Below are 18,283 nucleotides of genomic sequence, written 5' to 3'. Positions count from 1 at the left end.
TCTGACAGCGGGCACTGACAATCCCGCCCGCTCAGCGGTTCTCCAGCAGCTTCACGATGCTGGAGAAGCTGTCCGCCGCGTGACCCGCCTCCATCCCGCGTCGGAACAGGTCCGCCACCGCCGACGGCAGTGCGGCGTCCACGCCCGAGTCCGTGTGGGTGTCCACCACGTGTTCCATGCTGGCCAGGCCCATCGCCAGGCGATCCACGTCCCCCTCGTGGTTGCCCGCGTCGATGCGTGGCGCGTAGAAGGACAGGAACTCCGGCATCCCGGTCATGTTCTCCGAGGCGTACGGGAGGATGTCCGTCGCCGACAGGCCGTTGGCCTTCGCGAGGGCGACCGCGTACCAGTAGCTGGAGATGCTCGTCCAGAAGATGACCATGTTGAGCTGGTACATCAGCGCCGCGACGCCCGCGTCCTCGCCCCGGTAGTCCGTCTCGCCCGTCAGGACCTCCAGCGTCGGGCGGTGCTTGTCGTAGGCCTCGCGCGGGCCGCTGTAGAACGTCGAGAACTCGGACTTTCCGATGCCGTGGGGCGGGGCGAGTACGCCGCCGGTGAGGTGGGCGGCGCCGTGCCCGGCGACCCAGGCCGCCGCCTCACGGGCCTTCTTCGGGGTGTCCGAGCTGAGGTTGACGATCACTCGGCCGGAGAGGGCGGCTGCCGCCGGTTCGAGGACGGCGTACATCGCGGCGTAGTCCGTGAGGCTCAGGATCACCAACTCGTTGGCGGCGACGGCCTCTTCGGGCGTCGCGGCGAGAATCGCGCCGCGCTCCACCAAGTCGTCCGCGCGGGACGCGGTGCGGTTCCAGAGGGTGACCTGGTGCCCCTTGTCGAGCAGGGCCGTGGCCATCGCGTGGCCCATGGGGCCGAGGCCGATGAGGGTGACAGGAGTGGGAGGGGTGGCAGAGGTGGCAGGGATGGCAGGGGTGGCGTTCATGTGGGTCCTCCTGGACTGGATTGGGCCGGGCTGGATTGGGCCGGGCTGGACTGGATTGGGCCGGGCTGGGCCAGGCCGATCGGACTAGAACGATCGCTCTATCTAGTGCGCGGGGAGAACGTAGCACGACTCTGGAACGAGCGCTCTAATTAATCCCGGAGGTACGCTGGCGCCATGGCTCAGACCCCCTCCCCCGCGACCGTCGGCACCCGCGACCGCATCGTCATCGCCGCCGCCCGGCTCCTGCAGCGCCAGGGGTACGTCGGTACCGGCATCAAGCAGATCGCGAAGGAGGCGGAGGCCACCCTCGGCTCCGTCTACCACTTCTTCCCCGGCGGCAAGGAAGCCGTCGCGGTGGCCGCGATCACGCACAGCGGCGAGGAGTTCGCCGTGCTGCTGCGCGAAGCGCTGACCACGGCCGACGACCCCGGCGACGCGATCGAGGCCTGCGCGGTGGAACTCGCCGTGGGGCTGCGGGAGTCGGGCTGGGTCGACGGTTGCCCCGTCACCGCCGCGGCCCTGGAGACGCTGGGCACGGACTCGGAGATCCAGCGGGTGTGCGCTGCCGCGCTCGCGCGTTGGGAGCGGCTCGTGGAGGAGAAGCTGCTCGGCTCCGGCTTCGCCGCGCCGGACGCCCGGGAGCTTGCGACCACGGTGATCAGTGCGCTGGAGGGCGCCGAGGTGACCGCCCAGGTCAACCGCAGCGAGGAGCCGCTGCGGGCGGTGGGGCGTCAGCTGGCACGGCTCGTGGGGTCGTACGAGGTGGAACCGGTCGCTGCCGGGCGGTAGTCCAAGATTTCACGCGGTGACCGACTACGGACGCGCAGTGCTCGATCGGCTCAGGCGGTATCGGGCGGGCTCAAGCGGCCGGTCGGCTCAAAGCGCCGGCGTAGGCGTCGCCGTCGCGGCGGTGGCCTCTGCCCACTCCGCCACCAGGCGTTCGTACTCCTTGTGCTGTTCGGGGCGGAGATACCCGCCTGTGCGCAGCCAGAGCGAACGTATCTCCTCGTTCACCTCGGCCGCTGGGCGCGGCCGGTCGGGGGTGCCGGGAGTCGTGGTCATACAGTGAAGCGTACGTACGAAGATGTGAAGACGGCGTGAGTTCTGGTCGAATGTGATCGGTATCGCTATTTGACCCGCATGAATCAGCCAAGTTGGGCAAGAAGAAGGGGCCCGCGAGTTCAATCGCGAGCCCCTTCAAGACAGTTCAGGACAGTGCAGCACCGGTCGGGACGGCGGTCCGACGGCTTATGACTGCTTTGTCTCCTCCAGGCGCGGGAAGAGCACCGCACCCTTCGTCACCGTCGCACCCACCGGCAGCTGCCCCCACGCAGCCGCGTCCTGGACCCGCTGCTCGGCGAGCGCGCCCAGCGAGGCCTCGGCGCCGAGCGAGTCCCACAGCTTCTGCGAGGTCTCCGGCATGATCGAGTTCAGCAGGACGGCCACCGCGCGCAGCGACTCGGCCGCCGTGTAGAGGATCGTCGCCAGGCGGGCCTGGCCCTCCGGGGACTCGTCCTTGGCCACCTTCCACGGCTCCTGCTCCGTGATGTAGCCGTTGACCTGCTTGACGAACGCGAAGACCGCAAGAATGCCGGCCTGGAAGTCCAGCTCCTCGCCGATCTTCAGGTCGGCCGCCGCGACCGCCTTGGCCAGACCCTCCTGCACCGCCTGCTCGGCCGCGCCCACGGCCGTCGCCTCGGGAAGCGCGCCGCCGAAGTACTTCCCGACCATGGCCGCCACGCGTGACGCGAGGTTTCCGTAGTCGTTCGCGAGTTCGCTCGTGTAGCGGGCGCTGAAGTCCTCCCACGAGAACGAGCCGTCCTGGCCGAAGGCGATGGCACGCAGGAAGTACCAGCGGTACGCGTCCACACCGAAGTGCGACGTGAGGTCCTGCGGCTTGATGCCCGTCAGGTTCGACTTCGACATCTTCTCGCCGCCGACCATCAGCCAGCCGTTCGCCGCGATGCGGCCCGGCAGCGGCAGACCCTGCGCCATCAGCATCGCGGGCCAGATGACCGCGTGGAAGCGCAGGATGTCCTTGCCGACCAGGTGGACGTCGGCGGGGAAGGTTGACTTGAACTTTTCCTCGTCCGCGCCGTAGCCGACGGCCGTGGCGTAGTTGAGGAGCGCGTCGACCCAGACGTAGATGACGTGCTTGTCGTCCCACGGGACCTTGACGCCCCAGTCGAACGTCGAGCGCGAGATGGAGAGGTCCTGCAGGCCCTGCTTGACGAAGTTCACGACTTCGTTGCGCGCCGACTCGGGCTGGATGAAGTCCGGGTTCGCCGCGTAGTGCTCGAGGAGCTTGGGGCCGTACTCGCTCAGCTTGAAGAAGTAGTTCTCCTCCTTGAGGAGCTCCACCGGCTTCTTGTGGATCGGGCAGAGCTTCTGGCCCTCGAACTCGCTCCCGGCCTCGCCGTCGATCAGGTCGCCGGGGAGCTTGTACTCCTCGCAGCCCACGCAGTACGGGCCTTCGTAGCCGCCCTTGTAGATCTCGCCCTTCTCGTAGAGATCCTGGACGAACTCCTGGACGCGGTCCGTGTGGCGCTTCTCCGTGGTGCGGATGAAGTCGTCGTTCCCGATGTTCAGGTGCTCCCAGAGAGGCCGCCAGGCCTCGTCCACGAGCTTGTCGCACCACGCCTGGGGCGTGACGTTGTTCGCCTCGGCAGTGCGCATGATCTTCTGACCGTGCTCGTCCGTGCCGGTGAGGTACCACACCTTCTCGCCGCGCTGACGGTGCCAGCGCGTGAGCACGTCCCCTGCAACGGTCGTGTAGGCGTGGCCCAGGTGAGGAGCGTCGTTGACGTAGTAAATGGGGGTCGATACGTAGTACGCCTTTGCGCCTTCGCTCGTCCCCTGCTTCTCGGATCCAGTGGCCGCCATGGTCGAAATCCTAACGGCCCCGGAGCGAGCGATTCACATCGATTCCATGGGGTGGACCCATGGGGTGGACCCCGGAGGGCCCACCCCATGGCGTCAGGGGCGTCAGGGGCGTCAGGGGCGCCAGGCAGCCAGCAGGCCCTCGTACAGCTCCGTGTCCGTGAGCTCGCGGGGGGTGGGGCCCGCGTGGAAGAAGGCGGCGTTCTCCGCCTTCAGCTTGCGGAGGTAGTCGAAGCCCTTCGCCTCGTGCTCGCCGAAGGCGACGAACTGGAAGAAGAGCGGGTGCTTGGCCGCGTCCGCGAGGGCCTGGGTCGCGGGGCCCTTGGCGTCCGGGGGGCCGTCCGTCTGGAAGACGACGAGGGCGGGGCTCCCCTTGTGGTCCGACTTCTCGTAGTGGGACACGACCTCTTCGATCGCGCGGTGGTAGCTGGTGCGGCCCATGCGGCCCGCCGCCGCGTGCAGCTCGTCGATACGGCCCTCGTGCTCGGGGAGGGTGAGGGTGCCGGTGCCGTCGATGTCCGTCGAGAAGAAGACGACGTGCACGGAGGCTTCGGGGTCCGTGTGCGCGGCGAGTGCGAGGACCTGCTCGCCCAGGCTCTGGGCGGAGCCGTCCTTGTAGTACGAGCGCATGGACCCGGAGCGGTCGAGTACGAGGTACACGGGGGCGCGGACCCCGGTGAGCTCCCGCTTCTGCAGGGCCTGGCCGGCGGCCTTGTACGCGGTGGCCAGCGCCGGGGCCCGGTTCTTCACCTTGGCCGCGGAGAGGGCGGGCTTTCCCTTGGCGGGGGCGCCCTCGGCCTCTCCGGCCGCGGGAGCTTCGGGCTCCGCCGGGGTCACGTGTACTTCCGGCGCTTCATCGGCACCCGGCGTCGAGGGCTGTGCCCACCCTTCCCCGAGCTCTCGGCTCCGCTCGACCAGGGGAGACCCCGATCGCCCAGCGGGACGATTGCCCACAGCGGCGGACTCCTCGTCCTGCTCGGCTTCGGGCGCGGCCACGGCAGCGGGCTCGTCGACCGGCTCAGGGGCTGCGGGGGCTGCGGGGGCTTCGGGGGCTTCCTGTGGTGGGCAATCGTCCCGCTCGGCGGGAGGCGTGGGCACAACTGACGGTTCCGTGTCAGCGGCGTCGGCGACAACCGGCTCGGCCTCGGCCTCGGGTTCCGGGGCGGCAGCTTCGGTCTCGGGCTCAGGAGCCAGATCCCGCTCCGGCGAAGGTGCCGGTACCGTCACGCGGTCCCGGTCGAACGCCGCGGCGACGAGATCGTCCACCGCCGAAGGCGAAGGCTCGGACGACGGTCCCGGGACCGTCGCCTTCGGCTCGGCCGCCGGAGGCACCCGCTCGGACGAGGGCGACGGCACCGACGCGGAGGCGGCAGCCTCCGCGGCCTCCGGGGCCCCCGCAGTCTCCGGGGCCTCGGCGACCGGAGCCTCCGAGGACACCGCCTCAGGCTCCGGAGCCTGATCCCCCTTGCGTGAAGACCGTCCGAACGCATTCCGCAGGACACTCAGAATGCCCATGGGTGCACCCCTTCGCGTGAGTTGATTCCCGATAACCCCTGGCCAGGGCGGACACGTAAGGTTAGCCGTCGCAATACGCGATCTTCGTGAGGGTCGCCCCACCGCCCCTCCACCATCACCCTTACCGCGCACACGCAGCATGTCCGCAGCCCAACTGCCCTATGTGCGCTCCCGGTTCACCTCCCGTTCACTCTCAGGCCGTCGCCCTGCCGACCTCCGCGCCTAGCGTTCCGGCGGAATCAAGCCACGCAGAGACACGTGGCACACGCCCACACAACGGAGGAACCGTGCGCAAGCTGCTGCCGATCATCACCTCGCACCAGGGGAGCGGCGGCCGTTCCGCCATGACCTGCCGGTTCCGGTGTGGTGATGCCTGCTTCCACGAGGTGCCCAACACCAGCGACAACGAATACGTCGGCGACGTCATAGCCGGCGCGCTCAGCCGCCGCTCGATGATGCGCGCCGCCGCGGTCGTGACCGTGGCGACCGCGGCGGGCGGCGCCGTCGTCGCGGGCCCCGCAGCCCCGGAGGCTCAAGCCGCCCCCGTGGCCGGGAAATCTTCGTCGCACAAGAGCAAAAAGGGGGCGCGCGGTCTTCGCTTCACGCCCGTCGCGCCCAACACCACCGACTCCGTCACGATCCCCGACGGCTACGCCCAGAACGTCGTCATCCGCTGGGGCGAGCCCATCCTCCGCGGCGCCCCCGCCTTCGACGCGGACAAGCAGACAGCGAAGGCACAGGCGGGCCAGTTCGGCTACAACAACGACTTCCTGAGCCTCCTGCCGCTGCACCGCGAGCGCGGGCGTCAGGTCCTCGTGGCCAACCACGAGTACACCGACGAGATCCTGATGTTCAAGGGATACGACGCCGAGAACCCCACCCGCGAGCAGGTCGAGATCGCCTGGGCCGCGCACGGCCTCTCCGTCGTGGTCGTCGAGGAGGAGCGCAGGAGCGGGAAGCTGACCGCCGTCAGCCGTCACCAGCTCAACCGCCGCCTCACCACCACCAGCGAGTTCAGGCTCACCGGACCCGCCGCGGGCAGCGAGTACGTCCGTACGAAGGCGGACCCGCGCGGCACCAAGGTCCTCGGCACGCTCAACAACTGCGCGGGTGGCACCACCCCGTGGGGCACGACCCTGCACGGCGAGGAGAACTTCAACCAGTACTTCGCCAACGCGGAGAAGGTCACCGACCCCACCGCCGCCGCGCGCCTCAAGCGCTACGGCGTCATCGGCGCCGCGTCCGAGCGCAAGTGGGAGCGGTTCGACGACCGCTTCGATCTGGTCAAGGAGCCCAACGAGGCCAACCGCTTCGGCTGGGTCGTCGAGCTCGACCCGTACGACCCCGAATCGACCCCGCGCAAGCGCACCGCGCTCGGCCGCTTCAAGCACGAGGCCGCGCAGCCGCGCCTCACGCACGACGGCCGCCCGGTGGTCTACATGGGCGACGACGAGAAGTTCGACTACTTCTACAAGTTCGTCAGCAGCAAGCGCGTCGCCAAGGGGAAGTCGCGGGCCGCGCACGAGCACAACCTCACGCTCCTCGACGAGGGCACCCTGTACGTCGCCAAGCTGACCGGCGACTCTCCGGCCGCCGACATCGACGGCACCGGAAAGCTCCCCGCCGACGGCGAGTTCGACGGCAGCGGCGTCTGGATCCCGCTCGCCACCGCGGGCCCCAAGGGCCACGCCGTCTCGCACGTCGACGGCATGAGCGCCGAAGAGGTGTACGTCTTCACGCGCCAGGCCGGTGACAAGGTCGGCGCGACGAAGATGGACCGTCCCGAGGACGTCGAGCCGTCGCCGCACACCGGCAAGGTCTACGTCGCGCTCACGAACAACTCCGACCGCGGCAAGGCGGGCAAGGCCGGTGCCGACGAAGCCAACCCGCGCAACCTGAACAAGCACGGGCAGGTCCTTGAGCTGACCGAGCGCCGCAACCGGGCCGAGTCGACCACCTTCGCCTGGTCGCTCTTCCTCGTCGCGGGCGACCCCGAGGACCCGGCCACGTACTTCGCGGGCTTCCCGAAGGAGAAGGTCAGCCCGATCTCCTGCCCGGACAACGTCGCCTTCGACCCGCACGGCAACCTGTGGCTCTCGACGGACGGCAACCAACTCGGCTCGCACGACGGCCTGTTCGGAGTCGCGACCAAGGGGGAGCGGCGCGGTGAGCTCAAGCAGTTCCTGACCATGCCGAACGGCGCGGAGACCTGCGGCCCGATCATCCAGGACAACCGCGTGCTCGTCTCCGTGCAGCACCCGGGCGAGATCGACGGCGCGTCCGTCGAGAAGCCCGCGAGCGCGTGGCCCGACGGTCCCGGCAAGATCGTCCGCCCGTCGGTCGTGTCCGTGTGGCGCAAGGACGGCAGCGACATCGGCGTCTGAGCAGCGGTACGTACGTAGGCAGTACATAGGCGGCACGACGGCAGTACGACGGCAGTACGACGGCAGTACGACGGCAGTACGACGACGGTGGGGCACCCCCCCAAGGGGGTGCCCCACCGTCGTGGTCGGCCGTACTTCCGCGCCCGCTGGGTCAGTTGTTCTGCTGCTTGCGCCGGTACATCGCGAAGCCGAGGCCCGCCGCGCCGAGCGCCGCCATGCCGCCACCGGCCGCCATCAGCGGCGCGCTCTCGCCTGCCGGGGTCATGCCGTCGGCGCCGGCCTTGACGCCGCCCTTGGGGACGACCTGGGAGGTGCCGTTCTTCGGCTTCGTCGGCGTCTGCGTGTGCGGCTTCGTCTGCGGCTGCGCCTTCTTGCCCTCGGTCCAGCCCTTCATGGTGCCGTCCGGGGCGAGCACGAAGTGCGCGCCGTTGTGCTGCCCGTACGCGGGCTTGCTGCCCGACTGCTTGAGGGTGTCCCAGACGATCTTCTTGCCGGTGTCGGGAGCCTTGGCGATCATGTCGGCCTCGTAGCCGCTCTTGGTCTTGTAGACCTTCGCGTCGAAGCCGGTGCCGCCGAGGTTCGTGTACTGGTGGACCAGGGTGCGCTTGTGGTCGGGCGTGGGCTTGGGCTGCGGCTTCGGCGGGGTCGGCTTGCCGCCCGTCCTGGTGATGGTGCCGTCGGCGGAGAGCGTGAAGGTACTGCCGTCGATCTTGGTGCTCGACGGCTTGATGTACGCCTCCAGGGAGCCCTTGGCGGTGCCGTCGTGGGAGATGGCGGCCTTGGCGCTGCGGGCCGAAGCGTTCACGTCGACCTTCGCGGACCAGCCCTTGCCGAGGTCGGTGGTGCCCTTGGAGACCCAGCCGCCGGGGACGGGCTTGTCCTTGTCCTTGTCCACGAGCTTGGCGGTGACCGTGCCGTCCGGCGTCAGCGTGAAGGTGCTGCCGTCGATGCTGGTGCTCGCGGAGTTCTCGTACGCGGTGAGCGAGCCCTTGGCGGCGCCGTCGAGGGAGATCGTGGCCTTGGCGGTGCGTGCGGACGCGTTGACCTCGACCTCGGCCGACCAGCCCTTGCCGAGGTCCGTGGTGCCCTTCGACTCCCAACTGCCGGGCTCCGGCGTCTGGTCCTGGTCCCCGGGCTCCGGCGTCTGGTCCTGGTCCCCGGGCTCCGGCGTCCGGTCCTGGTCCCCGGGCTCCGGCGTCTGACCCTGGTCCCCTGGGTCCGTCTGGTCGCCAGGTGCGACCTGGCCCTGCGGGTTCGACGGCGCGTCGGCGGCGAAGGCCGCCGTCGTCGGGGCGGCGAGAGCGGTGATCACGCCGGTGGCGATGGCGGCGTTGCGGAAGGTACGGCGGGTGGCGCGCATAGCGGATCCCTTGCGACTGGTCGAACGAACTGTCCGTCTTTGTGCCTCTTTGCGGTGGCGACAGACATGAAGCTACGGGCGCTGTGTGTGCGTCATCCGTAGAGAACGTAACAACCAGCCGCATACGGTGACGCAGAACCGTAAAGCGGACAAAAATGCAGGTCAGGGGTGGTCAGAGGCGGGCAGGTCAAAGGTCACCGGTTGGTGAGGACCTAGGTCACGCCGCCGTCGCCCGCCCCGCGAGCCACTCCCCGTAGGTGGGCGCCTGGCGCGCCGCCTCCCAGTACGAGGCCTCCAGGTCCCCGTACACCGCGTCGAGCTCCTTCTCCGTACGGGCCGCCACGAGCAGCCGCACGCCGAGCGGGTCGCCGTGCAGCGGCCGGACCGCCATGTCGGGTCTCGCGCGCGAGGTCGGCTGGCAGACGGTGACGACCTCGCCGCTGGCGACGAGGGAGGACGCGGTGAGGTAATCGCCGTGCAGGACACGGGGGTTGATGCCGGCCGCGCGAAGTACCCGGATCAGGCCGTCCCACTCGCCGTCCACCGTCGGGTCCACCATCCACCGGTCGTCGGCGAGGTCGGCGAGGTGGACGACGGGCCGCGCCGCCGCCGGATGGTCGGCCGCGAGGAAGACGAACTGCGGCTCCCGCTCGACCAGTACGCGCCGCCGCAGCCCCTCCGGCATCCGCAGCGGACTGCCCTCCACCTCGTGCACGAAGGCCACGTCGAGCTGACCGCCCGCGACCATACGGAGCAGCGCGTTCGCGGAGACGTCCATCTGGAGCGAGGTCTCGGTGGCGGGCAGGCGGACCCGCAGCCGCCGCAGCCAGCCCGGTATGGCGCGGCTTGCGGTGGAGCCGATGCGCAGCTGCGGGCCCTCGGAGGCGCGGGCGGCTGCCGCCTTGGTCTCGCTGATCAGCGCCCGCATCTCGCTGACGAGGGGGCGTGCGCGGCTGAGGGCGACGCGGCCGAGCGGGGTCGGGCGGCAGCCGGTGCGCTCGCGGGCGAAGAGCTGGCCGCCGATCTCCTGCTCGATGCGGCGCAGCTGGGTCGTCAACGAGGGCTGGCTCATGCCGAGTTGACGAGCCGCCTTGTGCAGGCTGCCGGTGTCGGCGATGGCGCACAGCGCGCGGAGGTGCCTCACCTCGAGCTCCATGGCTGTGAGCGTAGAGCGGCGGGCGTCGCCGCACCAGACTCACAAACCCCACGGGAACCGCCTGAGTTGGGCACGGGCACAGTCTTGTGCGCAGTCGGCGCGGGACGGGCGACGGGCGGGCGATAGCCCGGCGCTATCGCCACTTGCCATCATCCCCAGACGCCTCTGGCTCCCCGACACTCCCGGTACCGAACCGTTCACCTTTCACCGAACGAGTAGGGAGCCCCCCACATGAACCCCCGCATGAACAAGCGTTACCTGTCCGTCGCGGCCGTCTTCGGCCTTGCCGCCGCCGGCCTCGGCACGACGTCGGCGACGGCAGCGACCCCCACCGCGTCGCCGTCCCCCGCCGCCGCGTACGCCAAGTACGCGGGCTCCGGCGAGGAAGCCGCGGCCAACAAGGCGTTCTTCGAGGCCGTCCTGAAGTCGGTCGCCGAGAAGCGCGCTGCCAACCCCGGCGCGAAGCAGGTCACGGTGGTGTACGACGCCTCCGGTGCCCCCACCTTCGCGCAGCAGATATCCAGCAGTACGTCGATCTGGAACAGCGCGGTGTCCAACGTGAAGCTCCAGGAGGGGAGTGGCGGTGCGAGCTTCGAGTACCGCGAGGGGAACGACCCGCGTGGTTCGTACGCGAGCACGGACGGCCACGGCAACGGGTACATCTTCCTGGACTACGCGCAGAACCAGCAGTACGACTCGACCCGTGTGACGGCGCACGAGACGGGTCACGTCCTCGGTCTTCCGGACCACTACGAAGGCCCGTGCAGTGAGTTGATGTCCGGCGGCGGTCCGGGCACGTCGTGCACGAACGCGCAGCCGGACGCGAACGAGCGCGCCCGGGTGAACGAGCTGTGGGCCAACGGTCTCGCGAAGGCGCTGGACAAGCTGGACAGACTGGAGAAGGTCGGCTGAACGGTCGGCTGAGGCCGCTCGACCACTGTGCCCATCGGCGCGCTCGACGCCGATGGGCACAGTGGTGTTCAGGGGAGAAGCCGGGGACCGGTCACTCGCGCGTGTAGTAGCGGTAGAACGTCACCGCGAACACGCCCGCGGCGATGCCGATGGCCATGATCGTGGACCGCAGGACGCTCGGACCCGGCATGCCCTGGCTGTAGACGAAGCCGAACGCGATCCCGGCGAAGCTCGCCCACGCCGCCGCGCGCAGCTCGCGCGGCAGCCGGGGTGCCGCCCTGTGCACACCCATGAAGAGCGCGGCGAAGACGACACCGGAGACGATGCCGAGCCACGCGTTGCCGTCGGCGACCGAGCCGGCGGCGCGCTGGGCCACCACGATGCCGAACACGAGGCCGATGACCACGGCCGCGATGCCGAACCTGGTGGTGGCGGAGCCGGGGGCCCGCAGCTGTGGTGCGTGTGAAGTGGGTGCCGCGTGAGCCATGACGGTTCCTCCAGTCACGTTCGCCCCGGGCCGGCGCCGCACGCGCCCGCCCCATATCCAGGGCACACCCGCCCGCCTCGACCGGCAACTCGGCGGCTTCAGTGGTATCGGTTGTAGCCGCCCTCACACGTGTTCCAGCACGGCTTGTACTCCTGGCACGGGTCCGCGGTCGCGCAGCTCGGCACGTGCTGCCCGCCGACGTCGACGTACGCGGCGCTCGCCCAGCCCTGTACCCCGCCCAGCCAGTACCAGTGCGTGTCGCCCCAGACGCTCGTACCCTGCGTCACGCACTCGACGCGGTCCTGGCTCTGCGCGGGCAGCTTCGCGACGATGGTGGCACCGGTGGACGGCATGTCCCGGATCTTCAGGTCGACGGGGGCGACGATCGTCCCCCAGATCACGTTCGGGTGGTGCGCCGGTGGTGCGGCGGCGGACGCTGGAGAAGCACCTCCGAGGGACAGCGCACCCGCGGTCAGGAGCGCGGTGGCGAGGGTTCCCAGAGTGGCCGGAGTGGTTCTCAGGGCCGGAGTGGTCCGCATGATCGACCTCCTCTTTCCCCTCCTCCAGCAAACACCCGTTCGGGCTAGTGCTCCACCGGACGATGAGTTTCAGCCGCGGGGGCGGTCTGCCTTCGTAACGGACGACCACTGACGTGGAGAGGGCGTACGACATGAACAGCGTGGCCATCGAGACCGCGGGCCTGGTGAAGACCTTCGGCGACAACCGCGCCGTCGACGGCGTGGACCTCACCATCCCCGCCGGCACGGTCTACGGCCTGCTCGGCCCGAACGGCGCCGGCAAGACCACCACCGTGAAAATGCTCGCCACCCTGTTGCGCCCCGACGGCGGTGACGCCCACGTCTTCGGCCACGACGTCGTGCGCGAGGCCGACGCCGTACGCAGCAGGGTCAGCCTCACCGGGCAGTACGCCTCGGTCGACGAGGACCTGACGGGCACCGAGAACCTCGTCCTCCTGGCCCGCCTCACGGGGCACGGCAAGAAGGCGGCGTACAGCAGGGCGGAGCAGCTCCTGGAGGCCTTCGGCCTGAGCGACGCCTCCGCCCGTCAGGTGAAGAACTACTCGGGCGGCATGCGCCGCCGCATCGACATCGCGGCGTCCATCCTCAACACCCCCGACCTGCTCTTCCTCGACGAGCCGACGACGGGCCTCGACCCGCGCAGCCGCAACCAGGTCTGGGACATCGTCCGCGCGGTCGTCGCGCACGGCACGACGGTCCTGCTGACCACGCAGTATCTGGACGAGGCCGACCACCTCGCGTCCCGCATCGCCGTCATCGACGACGGCAAGGTCATCGCCGAGGGCACCAAGGGCGAGCTGAAGGCGTCGGTCGGCGCGGGCTCGGTGCACGTACGGCTGCGGGACGCGGCACAGCGGGATGACGCGGCGGACGTGCTGCGGATCGCGGTCGACGCGGAGGTCCAGCTGGAGCCCGACCCGGTAGCCCTCACCGCCTGCGTCGGCAACGGCGGGGCGAACGGCACGGGCGCCGCCGAGAAGGCGTCCCGCGCCCTGGCCGAACTGGCCCGCGCCGGGATCACCGTGGACAACTTCTCCCTGGGCCAGCCCAGCCTGGACGAGGTGTTCCTTGCCCTGACGGGCACCCCCCATCACGCGACGGACATGGCGGAGAAAGAGGCACAGGCATGAGCACCGCGACCACCACATCCGAGGCCCAGGACCTGGCGCCCGTAAGCACCGAGTCCCTGGCCGAACTGCTCATCGCCGGTGAACGGCCGCAGCGCCCCAGCGCGGTCTCCGCGTCCCTCACGTTCGGCTGGCGGGCCATGCTCAAGATCAAGCATGTGCCGGAGCAGCTGTTCGACGTGACGGCGTTCCCGATCATGATGGTGCTGATGTACACGTACCTCTTCGGGGGCGCGCTCGCCGGTTCGCCGGGCGAGTACATCCAGTACCTGCTGCCGGGCATCCTCGTGATGTCCGTCGTCATGATCACGATGTACACAGGCGTCTCGGTCAACATCGACATCGAGAAGGGCGTCTTCGACCGCTTCCGTACGCTGCCGATCTGGCGCCCCTCGGTGATGGTCGGCTACCTGCTCGGCGACGCCCTGCGGTACTTGATCGCGTCCCTGGTCATGCTGGCCGTCGGCATGATCATCGGCTTCCGCCCGGACGGCGGCGTCCTCGGGGTCATCGCCGGAGTGCTCCTGCTCCTGGTCTTCTCCTTCGCCTTCTCGTGGGTGTGGACGATGTTCGGTCTGCTGCTGCGCACGGAGAAGTCGGTGATGGGCGTCAGCATGATGGTGCTCTTCCCACTGACGTTCCTCAGCGACATCTTCGTGAAGCCCGAGACGATGCCGGGCTGGCTGCAGGCGTTCGTGAACAACAACCCGGTCACCCATGTCGCCTCCGCCGTCCGCGATCTGATGGCGGGTACGTCACCGGGCTCGTCGCTGGTCTGGGCCCTCGGCTGGGCGGTGCTGCTCGTGGCGGTGTTCGGCCCGGTGACGATGCGGCTCTACAACCGCAAGTAGGAGGTGCTTGCCCCGTATGCACTCGTCCCGGTCGCGCACGGCGTGGCCGGGACTTCTGCTGGGGGCGTGCTCAGACGCCCGCTGTCCGCCGTCCTCCTGGTCATCGCCGTCCTCCTCGTGCCGCTCGGCGCTCTCTCCACGTGGGCGAAGTACGAGATCGAGGACGCCGATCAGTACGTCGCGACGATGGCGCCGCTGGCCTCCGACCCCGATGTGCGGGACGCGGTGGCCGGAGCGGTCACCGACTCGGTGATGAAGGAGATCGACGTGGGCCCGCTGCAGGGCACCGTCGAATCGTTCGTACGGGAGGCGGTGCTGTCCTTCAGCGAGACGAAGGCGTTCAGGACGGCCTGGAACACGGCGAACCGCGCGGCGCACGACGCGGTGCAGGACGCGCTCAGCGACCGCTCCGACGGCGGCGCGGTCACCATCGACCTCGCGCCGATCACCGAGCAGGTCAAGCGCCAACTGGCCGAGGACGACGTGCCGTTCGCGGACGGCATCCCCGTCAGGCACACCGAGGTGACGCTCATGGAGTCGTCGGACCTAGGCCCCTTCGGAAAAGGATTCCACATGCTCCAGGTGGCAGGCCTCTGGCTCCCGGCGGCGGCGGTGCTCCTCGCCGTGGCAGGCATCCTCCTGGCGGTACGCCGCCGCCGGGCGATCATCGCCACGTCCCTGGGGGCGGCCCTGGCCGGGGCGGTCCTCGGCATCGCGGTCATGGTGGGCCGGGGCCTGACCCTGGACGACCTCCCGAAGGACGTGTCGCGGGAGGCGGCGGGGGCGGTGTACGACGCGTTGACGCTCTCGCTGAGTGTGGCGGCGTGGGTGATTCTCGGGGTGGGCCTGGCGGTCGCGCTTGCCGTGTGGCTGCTTCGGCGCCGCAGATCGGCCGGCGGGTCCAGCCCCCAGGGGTCCCCCCGGACGGAGTCCGGGGGAGTTTGAGGAGCGGGATCGGGGAAATGCAACCCTTTCCCCACCTCCAGCCGTCTCTCAGGGAGGATTCGAGATCCCACCAGACGGAGAGGCCGGTCCTTGGACAGCGCAACGGCAGCTGAGACGGTCCCGCAGGGGGACTGGCCAGAGCCGCACGCAAGGCAACGGAGGCCCCGGCACCGCCCCTCCGCCTGGCTGGCGGCCCTCCTCCTGGCAGGCGTCACGACCATCCTCGCCTTCCGCACCGCAGACTCCGACGGCCCCACCCCCGTCCCGCAGATCCTCGCGTTCCTGCCCTGGCTCCTGGCCCCCGCCATCGCCGCCCTCCTCCTCGCGGCGCTCGCCCGCTGGCGGATCGGCCTCGTCTGGGGAGTCGTCGCGCTCGGCGGCGTCGCCTGGTTCCTTGAGCCGTACGGCACGGCGGACGCCCCCAAAGGTCCGGCGGTGGCCGAACTGCGCGTCATGGTGTCGAACGTGCAGTTCGGCCAGGCCACCGAGGGCCTGATCGAGGCGGTCCGGAAGGAGAAACCCGACCTCGTCTTCGTGCCGGAGTGCGACTACGCCTGCTCGGACACCCTGCGCGACGAACTGCCCCGCGCCGACTACCCCTACCGCACCGCGAGCGAGGCGAGCGGCGCCGAGGGCTCGGTGATCGTCAGCAAGCTGCCGCTGCACAAGGCGAGCGGCGTCCCGGGCACGCTCGGCATGCCCGGTGCCGTGGCCGAACTCAAGGCCGGCCACCAGGTCCGCGTCCAGCTCGCCCACCCCTTGCCGCCGCTGCCCAAGCAGCTCGGCACCTGGCGTTCCGAACTCGCCGAACTCCGTGACTACGCCGTCAAGGGCAAGCGCGCGGACCGGTCCACGATCATCGCGGGCGACTTCAACGCCACCCAGGACCACGCGGCCTTCCGCGACATCCTGGACACCGGCGGCCTGCGCGACGCCGCGGCCCTCTCCGGCTCGGCCCGCACGGCCAGTTGGCCCGCCGACTTGATGTCGCCGCTGGGCACGCAGATCGACCACGTACTGGCGACCCCGGACTTCTCGGCGGCCGACGCCAGGTTCCTGGACATCGGCGACACGGACCACCGGACGCTGGTGGTGGACCTGACGCTGCACAAGCAGGACCGGTAGCACCGGTAGCACCGATGACCGGGTAAAGGCAGGTCAGACGGGCCGAAGCAGCAGTAGAAGCGGCGAAGGGGGCGGTCATAATGGCCACATGCGCCGCCGTGAGTCACCTGCACCACCGGGCCCTCTGAGCGTCCTCGCCCCACCTCCCTGGCTGGTCAGGACACTCGAACCGCAGACGGCGCCGATCCCTTGGGCGGCGGTGGCGCGCGCGTCCGTCGGCATGACGCTGCCGCTCCTCATCGGTCTCGCGGCAGGGCAGCCCGCGTACGGCGCGCTCGCTTCGATGGGCGCTCTGTCGGGAGTCATCGGCGACACGGCGGACGCGTACCGCATGCGGATCTTCAACATCGCGATCCCGCAGCTCTTCGGCGCGCTCGGCGTCACCATCGGCTCGCTCGTCTTCGGGCACGGCTGGGTGGCGGTCGGGGTGGTCACGCTGGTGGCCCTCGTCTCCGGGATGATGTCGACGATCGGCGCGGTGGCGTCCGTCTCCGGTCTGCTCCTGCTGCTCAACTCCGTGGTGGGGGCGGGGCTTCCGATGCCGGGGGACTGGTGGCTGGCCCCCGTCCTGATGACGAGCGGCGGCCTCCTGATCCTCGCTCTCGCGCTGCTCGCCTGGCCGCTGCGGTCGGGCATCCCGGAGCGGGCCGCGGTCGCGGCGACGTACCGCAGCGTGGCCGAGCTGCTCGAAGCGGCGGGCACCGAGCGGTACGACGAGGCGCGGGCCGCGGTGACGGCCTCGCTCAACAAGGCGTACGACCTCGTCCTCGCCCGGCGCACCCGCGCGCACGGCCGCAACCCCGATCTGGTGCGCCTGATCGCCCAGTTGAACGCGATCACGCCGGTGGTCGAGGCCGCGCCCGCGGCGCATCAGTGCGGGGTGCCGATGCCGCCGGAGTTCCCCGCGGAGGTGCGGCGCCTTGCGGATGAGGTGGCTTCGCCCGGCGACGCGGAGGTCCCGGCCCCCCGGCTGCCCGACCCCCTCGACCCCTCGGCCGACACGGTGGACCACGCCCTGCGCCACGTGGCCGAGCTCCTCAACGACGCGGACCCGCACGGCGTCGTGCACACCAAGAACGCCGCCGACGGCCTGGGCCGCCCGGCGGCCCTGCGAGTACGGGCCCGCAGAGCGGCCCGCAACGTGATCCTGTCGAGCGCGTCCTGGCGGTACGGCCTGCGCCTGGCGCTCTGCATCGGCATCGCGCAGTCGCTGGTGTCACTGATCGAGGTGCCGCGCTCGTACTGGGTGGCGCTGACGGTCACGTTCGTCCTGAAGCCGGACTTCGGCTCGGTGTTCTCACGGGCGGTGCTGCGGGCGCTGGGGACGGCGGCGGGTCTTGTGGTGGCGGCAGCGGTGTTGTCCCAGGTACCGCGGGGCTGGTGGGACGTACCGGTAATGCTGGCCCTGGCATCCCTGATCCCAGCACTCACGCCGCGCGGCTACGGCTACCAGACGGCCGCGATCACCCCGGTGATCCTGCTCCTGTCGGACGTCCTGAACCACCAGGGCTTCGGCCTCGTCGTGCCACGCCTGGTCGACAGCCTGATCGGCTGCGCGATCGCGCTGGTGGCGGGCTACTTGCTGTGGCCGGAGAGCTGGCACACGAGGATCGGCGACCGGTTGGCGGACGCGGTCGCCGACACGGCGTCGTACGTCGAGAGTGCGTTCGGCACGGTGGTGGACGCGGCCGAGCGGGCGCGGATGCGGCGCGGCTTGTACCGGGACCTGTCCGTGGTCCGGACGGAGTTCCAGCGTGCGTTGACGGAGCCGCCGCCGATGGGGGCGCGGGCGGCAGCGTGGTGGCCGCTGGTGATCGCCGTGGAGCGGATCGTGGACGCGACTACCGCCGCGGCGGTGCGGATCCGCCATGGGGCGCCGGAGCCGACGCTCACGGAGGTGGGGGAGGTGGCGCGCCAACTCCGTGAGCTCGCGGACGGCTTGCGCGACTCCGAGACCCTGGAGGAGGTCCCGACATCCTTCACGGCCCCCCAGGCCAGCGTCCTGGAACCGCTCCGCCAGGAGGTGGTGGCGGCGCGCGCGATTGCCTCGCCGAGGGGGTAGGGC

At 70.2% G+C, this 18,283-nt stretch carries 16 protein-coding genes; 8 read left to right on the top strand and 8 right to left on the bottom strand.

The genetic code is table 11. The features are described 5' to 3' along the window. Positions 1 to 31 precede the first annotated feature (31 nt). Positions 32 to 937, bottom strand: coding sequence for an NAD(P)-dependent oxidoreductase (locus AC5P1C_RS04095; RefSeq protein ID WP_493864264.1), 906 nt, complete (start codon positions 935 to 937; stop codon positions 32 to 34). Between the two features lie 174 nt (positions 938 to 1,111). Here AC5P1C_RS04095 and AC5P1C_RS04090 point away from each other — a divergent pair, with 174 nt between their 5' ends. Continuing rightward, the gene (locus tag AC5P1C_RS04090; RefSeq protein WP_493864263.1) at positions 1,112 to 1,726 is read left to right on the top strand and encodes a TetR/AcrR family transcriptional regulator; all 615 of its coding nucleotides are present in this window, start codon (positions 1,112 to 1,114) and stop codon (positions 1,724 to 1,726) included. Positions 1,727 to 1,813: 87 nt separating this feature from the next. Here the strand turns inward: AC5P1C_RS04090 and AC5P1C_RS04085 are convergent, their stop codons facing one another. The 3 genes from AC5P1C_RS04085 to AC5P1C_RS04075 form a co-directional block, all read right to left on the bottom strand. Continuing rightward, a complete protein-coding gene (locus tag AC5P1C_RS04085; RefSeq protein WP_493864262.1) occupies positions 1,814 to 1,999 on the bottom strand; it encodes a hypothetical protein in 186 nt (61 codons plus the stop codon). A 186-nt stretch (positions 2,000 to 2,185) separates the two neighbouring features. Then, positions 2,186 to 3,820 (bottom strand): methionine--tRNA ligase, encoded by a 1,635-nt coding sequence (gene metG / locus AC5P1C_RS04080; protein ID WP_493864261.1) that lies wholly within the window; start codon positions 3,818 to 3,820, stop codon positions 2,186 to 2,188. A gap of 111 nt (positions 3,821 to 3,931) precedes the next feature. Beyond that, positions 3,932 to 5,332: a VWA domain-containing protein gene (locus tag AC5P1C_RS04075; RefSeq protein ID WP_493864260.1), complete on the bottom strand. Its 1,401-nt coding sequence runs from the start codon at positions 5,330 to 5,332 to the stop codon at positions 3,932 to 3,934. Between the two features lie 287 nt (positions 5,333 to 5,619). On the opposite strand from AC5P1C_RS04075, the gene AC5P1C_RS04070 reads away from it, so the two are divergent. After that, positions 5,620 to 7,716 carry a PhoX family protein gene (locus tag AC5P1C_RS04070; RefSeq protein ID WP_493864259.1) on the top strand — a complete coding sequence of 699 codons (2,097 nt, stop codon included), beginning with the start codon at positions 5,620 to 5,622 and terminating at the stop codon, positions 7,714 to 7,716. A gap of 151 nt (positions 7,717 to 7,867) precedes the next feature. On the opposite strand, the gene AC5P1C_RS04065 is transcribed toward AC5P1C_RS04070, so the two are convergent. Both AC5P1C_RS04065 and AC5P1C_RS04060 read right to left on the bottom strand, forming a co-directional pair. Continuing rightward, positions 7,868 to 9,076 carry a hypothetical protein gene (locus tag AC5P1C_RS04065; RefSeq protein ID WP_493864258.1) on the bottom strand — a complete coding sequence of 403 codons (1,209 nt, stop codon included), beginning with the start codon at positions 9,074 to 9,076 and terminating at the stop codon, positions 7,868 to 7,870. 217 nt (positions 9,077 to 9,293) lie between these two features. Next, a complete protein-coding gene (locus AC5P1C_RS04060) occupies positions 9,294 to 10,232 on the bottom strand; it encodes a LysR family transcriptional regulator (RefSeq protein WP_493864257.1) in 939 nt (312 codons plus the stop codon). 231 nt (positions 10,233 to 10,463) lie between these two features. Here AC5P1C_RS04060 and snpA point away from each other — a divergent pair, with 231 nt between their 5' ends. Beyond that, positions 10,464 to 11,144, top strand: coding sequence for a snapalysin (gene snpA / locus AC5P1C_RS04055; RefSeq protein ID WP_493864256.1), 681 nt, complete (start codon positions 10,464 to 10,466; stop codon positions 11,142 to 11,144). Positions 11,145 to 11,235: 91 nt separating this feature from the next. Here snpA and AC5P1C_RS04050 read toward each other — a convergent pair whose 3' ends face one another. Both AC5P1C_RS04050 and AC5P1C_RS04045 read right to left on the bottom strand, forming a co-directional pair. Beyond that, entirely contained in the window at positions 11,236 to 11,631 is a 396-nt protein-coding gene (locus AC5P1C_RS04050) for a hypothetical protein (protein WP_493864255.1), read from the bottom strand. 98 nt (positions 11,632 to 11,729) lie between these two features. Next, positions 11,730 to 12,170: an SH3 domain-containing protein gene (locus AC5P1C_RS04045; RefSeq protein WP_493864254.1), complete on the bottom strand. Its 441-nt coding sequence runs from the start codon at positions 12,168 to 12,170 to the stop codon at positions 11,730 to 11,732. Between the two features lie 131 nt (positions 12,171 to 12,301). Here AC5P1C_RS04045 and AC5P1C_RS04040 point away from each other — a divergent pair, with 131 nt between their 5' ends. The 5 genes from AC5P1C_RS04040 to AC5P1C_RS04020 all read left to right on the top strand — a co-directional run bounded on the left by AC5P1C_RS04040 (position 12,302) and on the right by AC5P1C_RS04020 (position 18,280). Next, complete coding sequence (locus AC5P1C_RS04040; protein WP_493864253.1) at positions 12,302 to 13,300, top strand: ATP-binding cassette domain-containing protein; 999 nt, start codon at positions 12,302 to 12,304, stop codon at positions 13,298 to 13,300. Further along, positions 13,297 to 14,148: an ABC transporter permease gene (locus tag AC5P1C_RS04035; protein WP_493864252.1), complete on the top strand. Its 852-nt coding sequence runs from the start codon at positions 13,297 to 13,299 to the stop codon at positions 14,146 to 14,148. Before AC5P1C_RS04040 ends, AC5P1C_RS04035 begins: the two co-directional genes overlap by 4 nt. Before the next feature lie 66 nt (positions 14,149 to 14,214). Next, positions 14,215 to 15,093, top strand: a complete 879-nt coding sequence (locus AC5P1C_RS04030; RefSeq protein WP_493864251.1) for a hypothetical protein — start codon at positions 14,215 to 14,217, stop codon at positions 15,091 to 15,093. A gap of 90 nt (positions 15,094 to 15,183) precedes the next feature. Continuing rightward, the gene (locus AC5P1C_RS04025) at positions 15,184 to 16,218 is read left to right on the top strand and encodes an endonuclease/exonuclease/phosphatase family protein (protein ID WP_493864250.1); all 1,035 of its coding nucleotides are present in this window, start codon (positions 15,184 to 15,186) and stop codon (positions 16,216 to 16,218) included. Between the two features lie 88 nt (positions 16,219 to 16,306). Next, positions 16,307 to 18,280, top strand: coding sequence for an FUSC family protein (locus tag AC5P1C_RS04020; RefSeq protein ID WP_493864249.1), 1,974 nt, complete (start codon positions 16,307 to 16,309; stop codon positions 18,278 to 18,280). The last annotated feature ends 3 nt before the right edge of the window (positions 18,281 to 18,283 follow it).

The organism is Streptomyces sp. A18 (assembly GCF_059026065.1).
The sequence above is the reverse complement of the archived record's forward strand: the minus strand, read 5'-3'. Positions and strand labels throughout refer to the sequence as shown.

Excerpts from the sequence above, each read along its gene's own strand:
- AC5P1C_RS04020 (WP_493864249.1), top strand. The coding sequence starts at position 16,307 with ATGCGCCGCCGTGAGTCACCTGCACCACCGGGCCCTCTGAGCGTCCTC.
- AC5P1C_RS04035 (WP_493864252.1), top strand. The coding sequence starts at position 13,297 with ATGAGCACCGCGACCACCACATCCGAGGCCCAGGACCTGGCGCCCGTA.
- AC5P1C_RS04095 (WP_493864264.1), bottom strand. The coding sequence starts at position 937 with ATGAACGCCACCCCTGCCATCCCTGCCACCTCTGCCACCCCTCCCACT.
- AC5P1C_RS04060 (WP_493864257.1), bottom strand. The coding sequence starts at position 10,232 with ATGGAGCTCGAGGTGAGGCACCTCCGCGCGCTGTGCGCCATCGCCGAC.
- AC5P1C_RS04050 (WP_493864255.1), bottom strand. The coding sequence starts at position 11,631 with ATGGCTCACGCGGCACCCACTTCACACGCACCACAGCTGCGGGCCCCC.
- snpA (WP_493864256.1), top strand. The coding sequence starts at position 10,464 with ATGAACCCCCGCATGAACAAGCGTTACCTGTCCGTCGCGGCCGTCTTC.
- AC5P1C_RS04085 (WP_493864262.1), bottom strand. The coding sequence starts at position 1,999 with ATGACCACGACTCCCGGCACCCCCGACCGGCCGCGCCCAGCGGCCGAG.
- metG (WP_493864261.1), bottom strand. The coding sequence starts at position 3,820 with ATGGCGGCCACTGGATCCGAGAAGCAGGGGACGAGCGAAGGCGCAAAG.
- AC5P1C_RS04065 (WP_493864258.1), bottom strand. The coding sequence starts at position 9,076 with ATGCGCGCCACCCGCCGTACCTTCCGCAACGCCGCCATCGCCACCGGC.
- AC5P1C_RS04090 (WP_493864263.1), top strand. The coding sequence starts at position 1,112 with ATGGCTCAGACCCCCTCCCCCGCGACCGTCGGCACCCGCGACCGCATC.
- AC5P1C_RS04075 (WP_493864260.1), bottom strand. The coding sequence starts at position 5,332 with ATGGGCATTCTGAGTGTCCTGCGGAATGCGTTCGGACGGTCTTCACGC.
- AC5P1C_RS04045 (WP_493864254.1), bottom strand. The coding sequence starts at position 12,170 with ATGCGGACCACTCCGGCCCTGAGAACCACTCCGGCCACTCTGGGAACC.
- AC5P1C_RS04040 (WP_493864253.1), top strand. The coding sequence starts at position 12,302 with ATGAACAGCGTGGCCATCGAGACCGCGGGCCTGGTGAAGACCTTCGGC.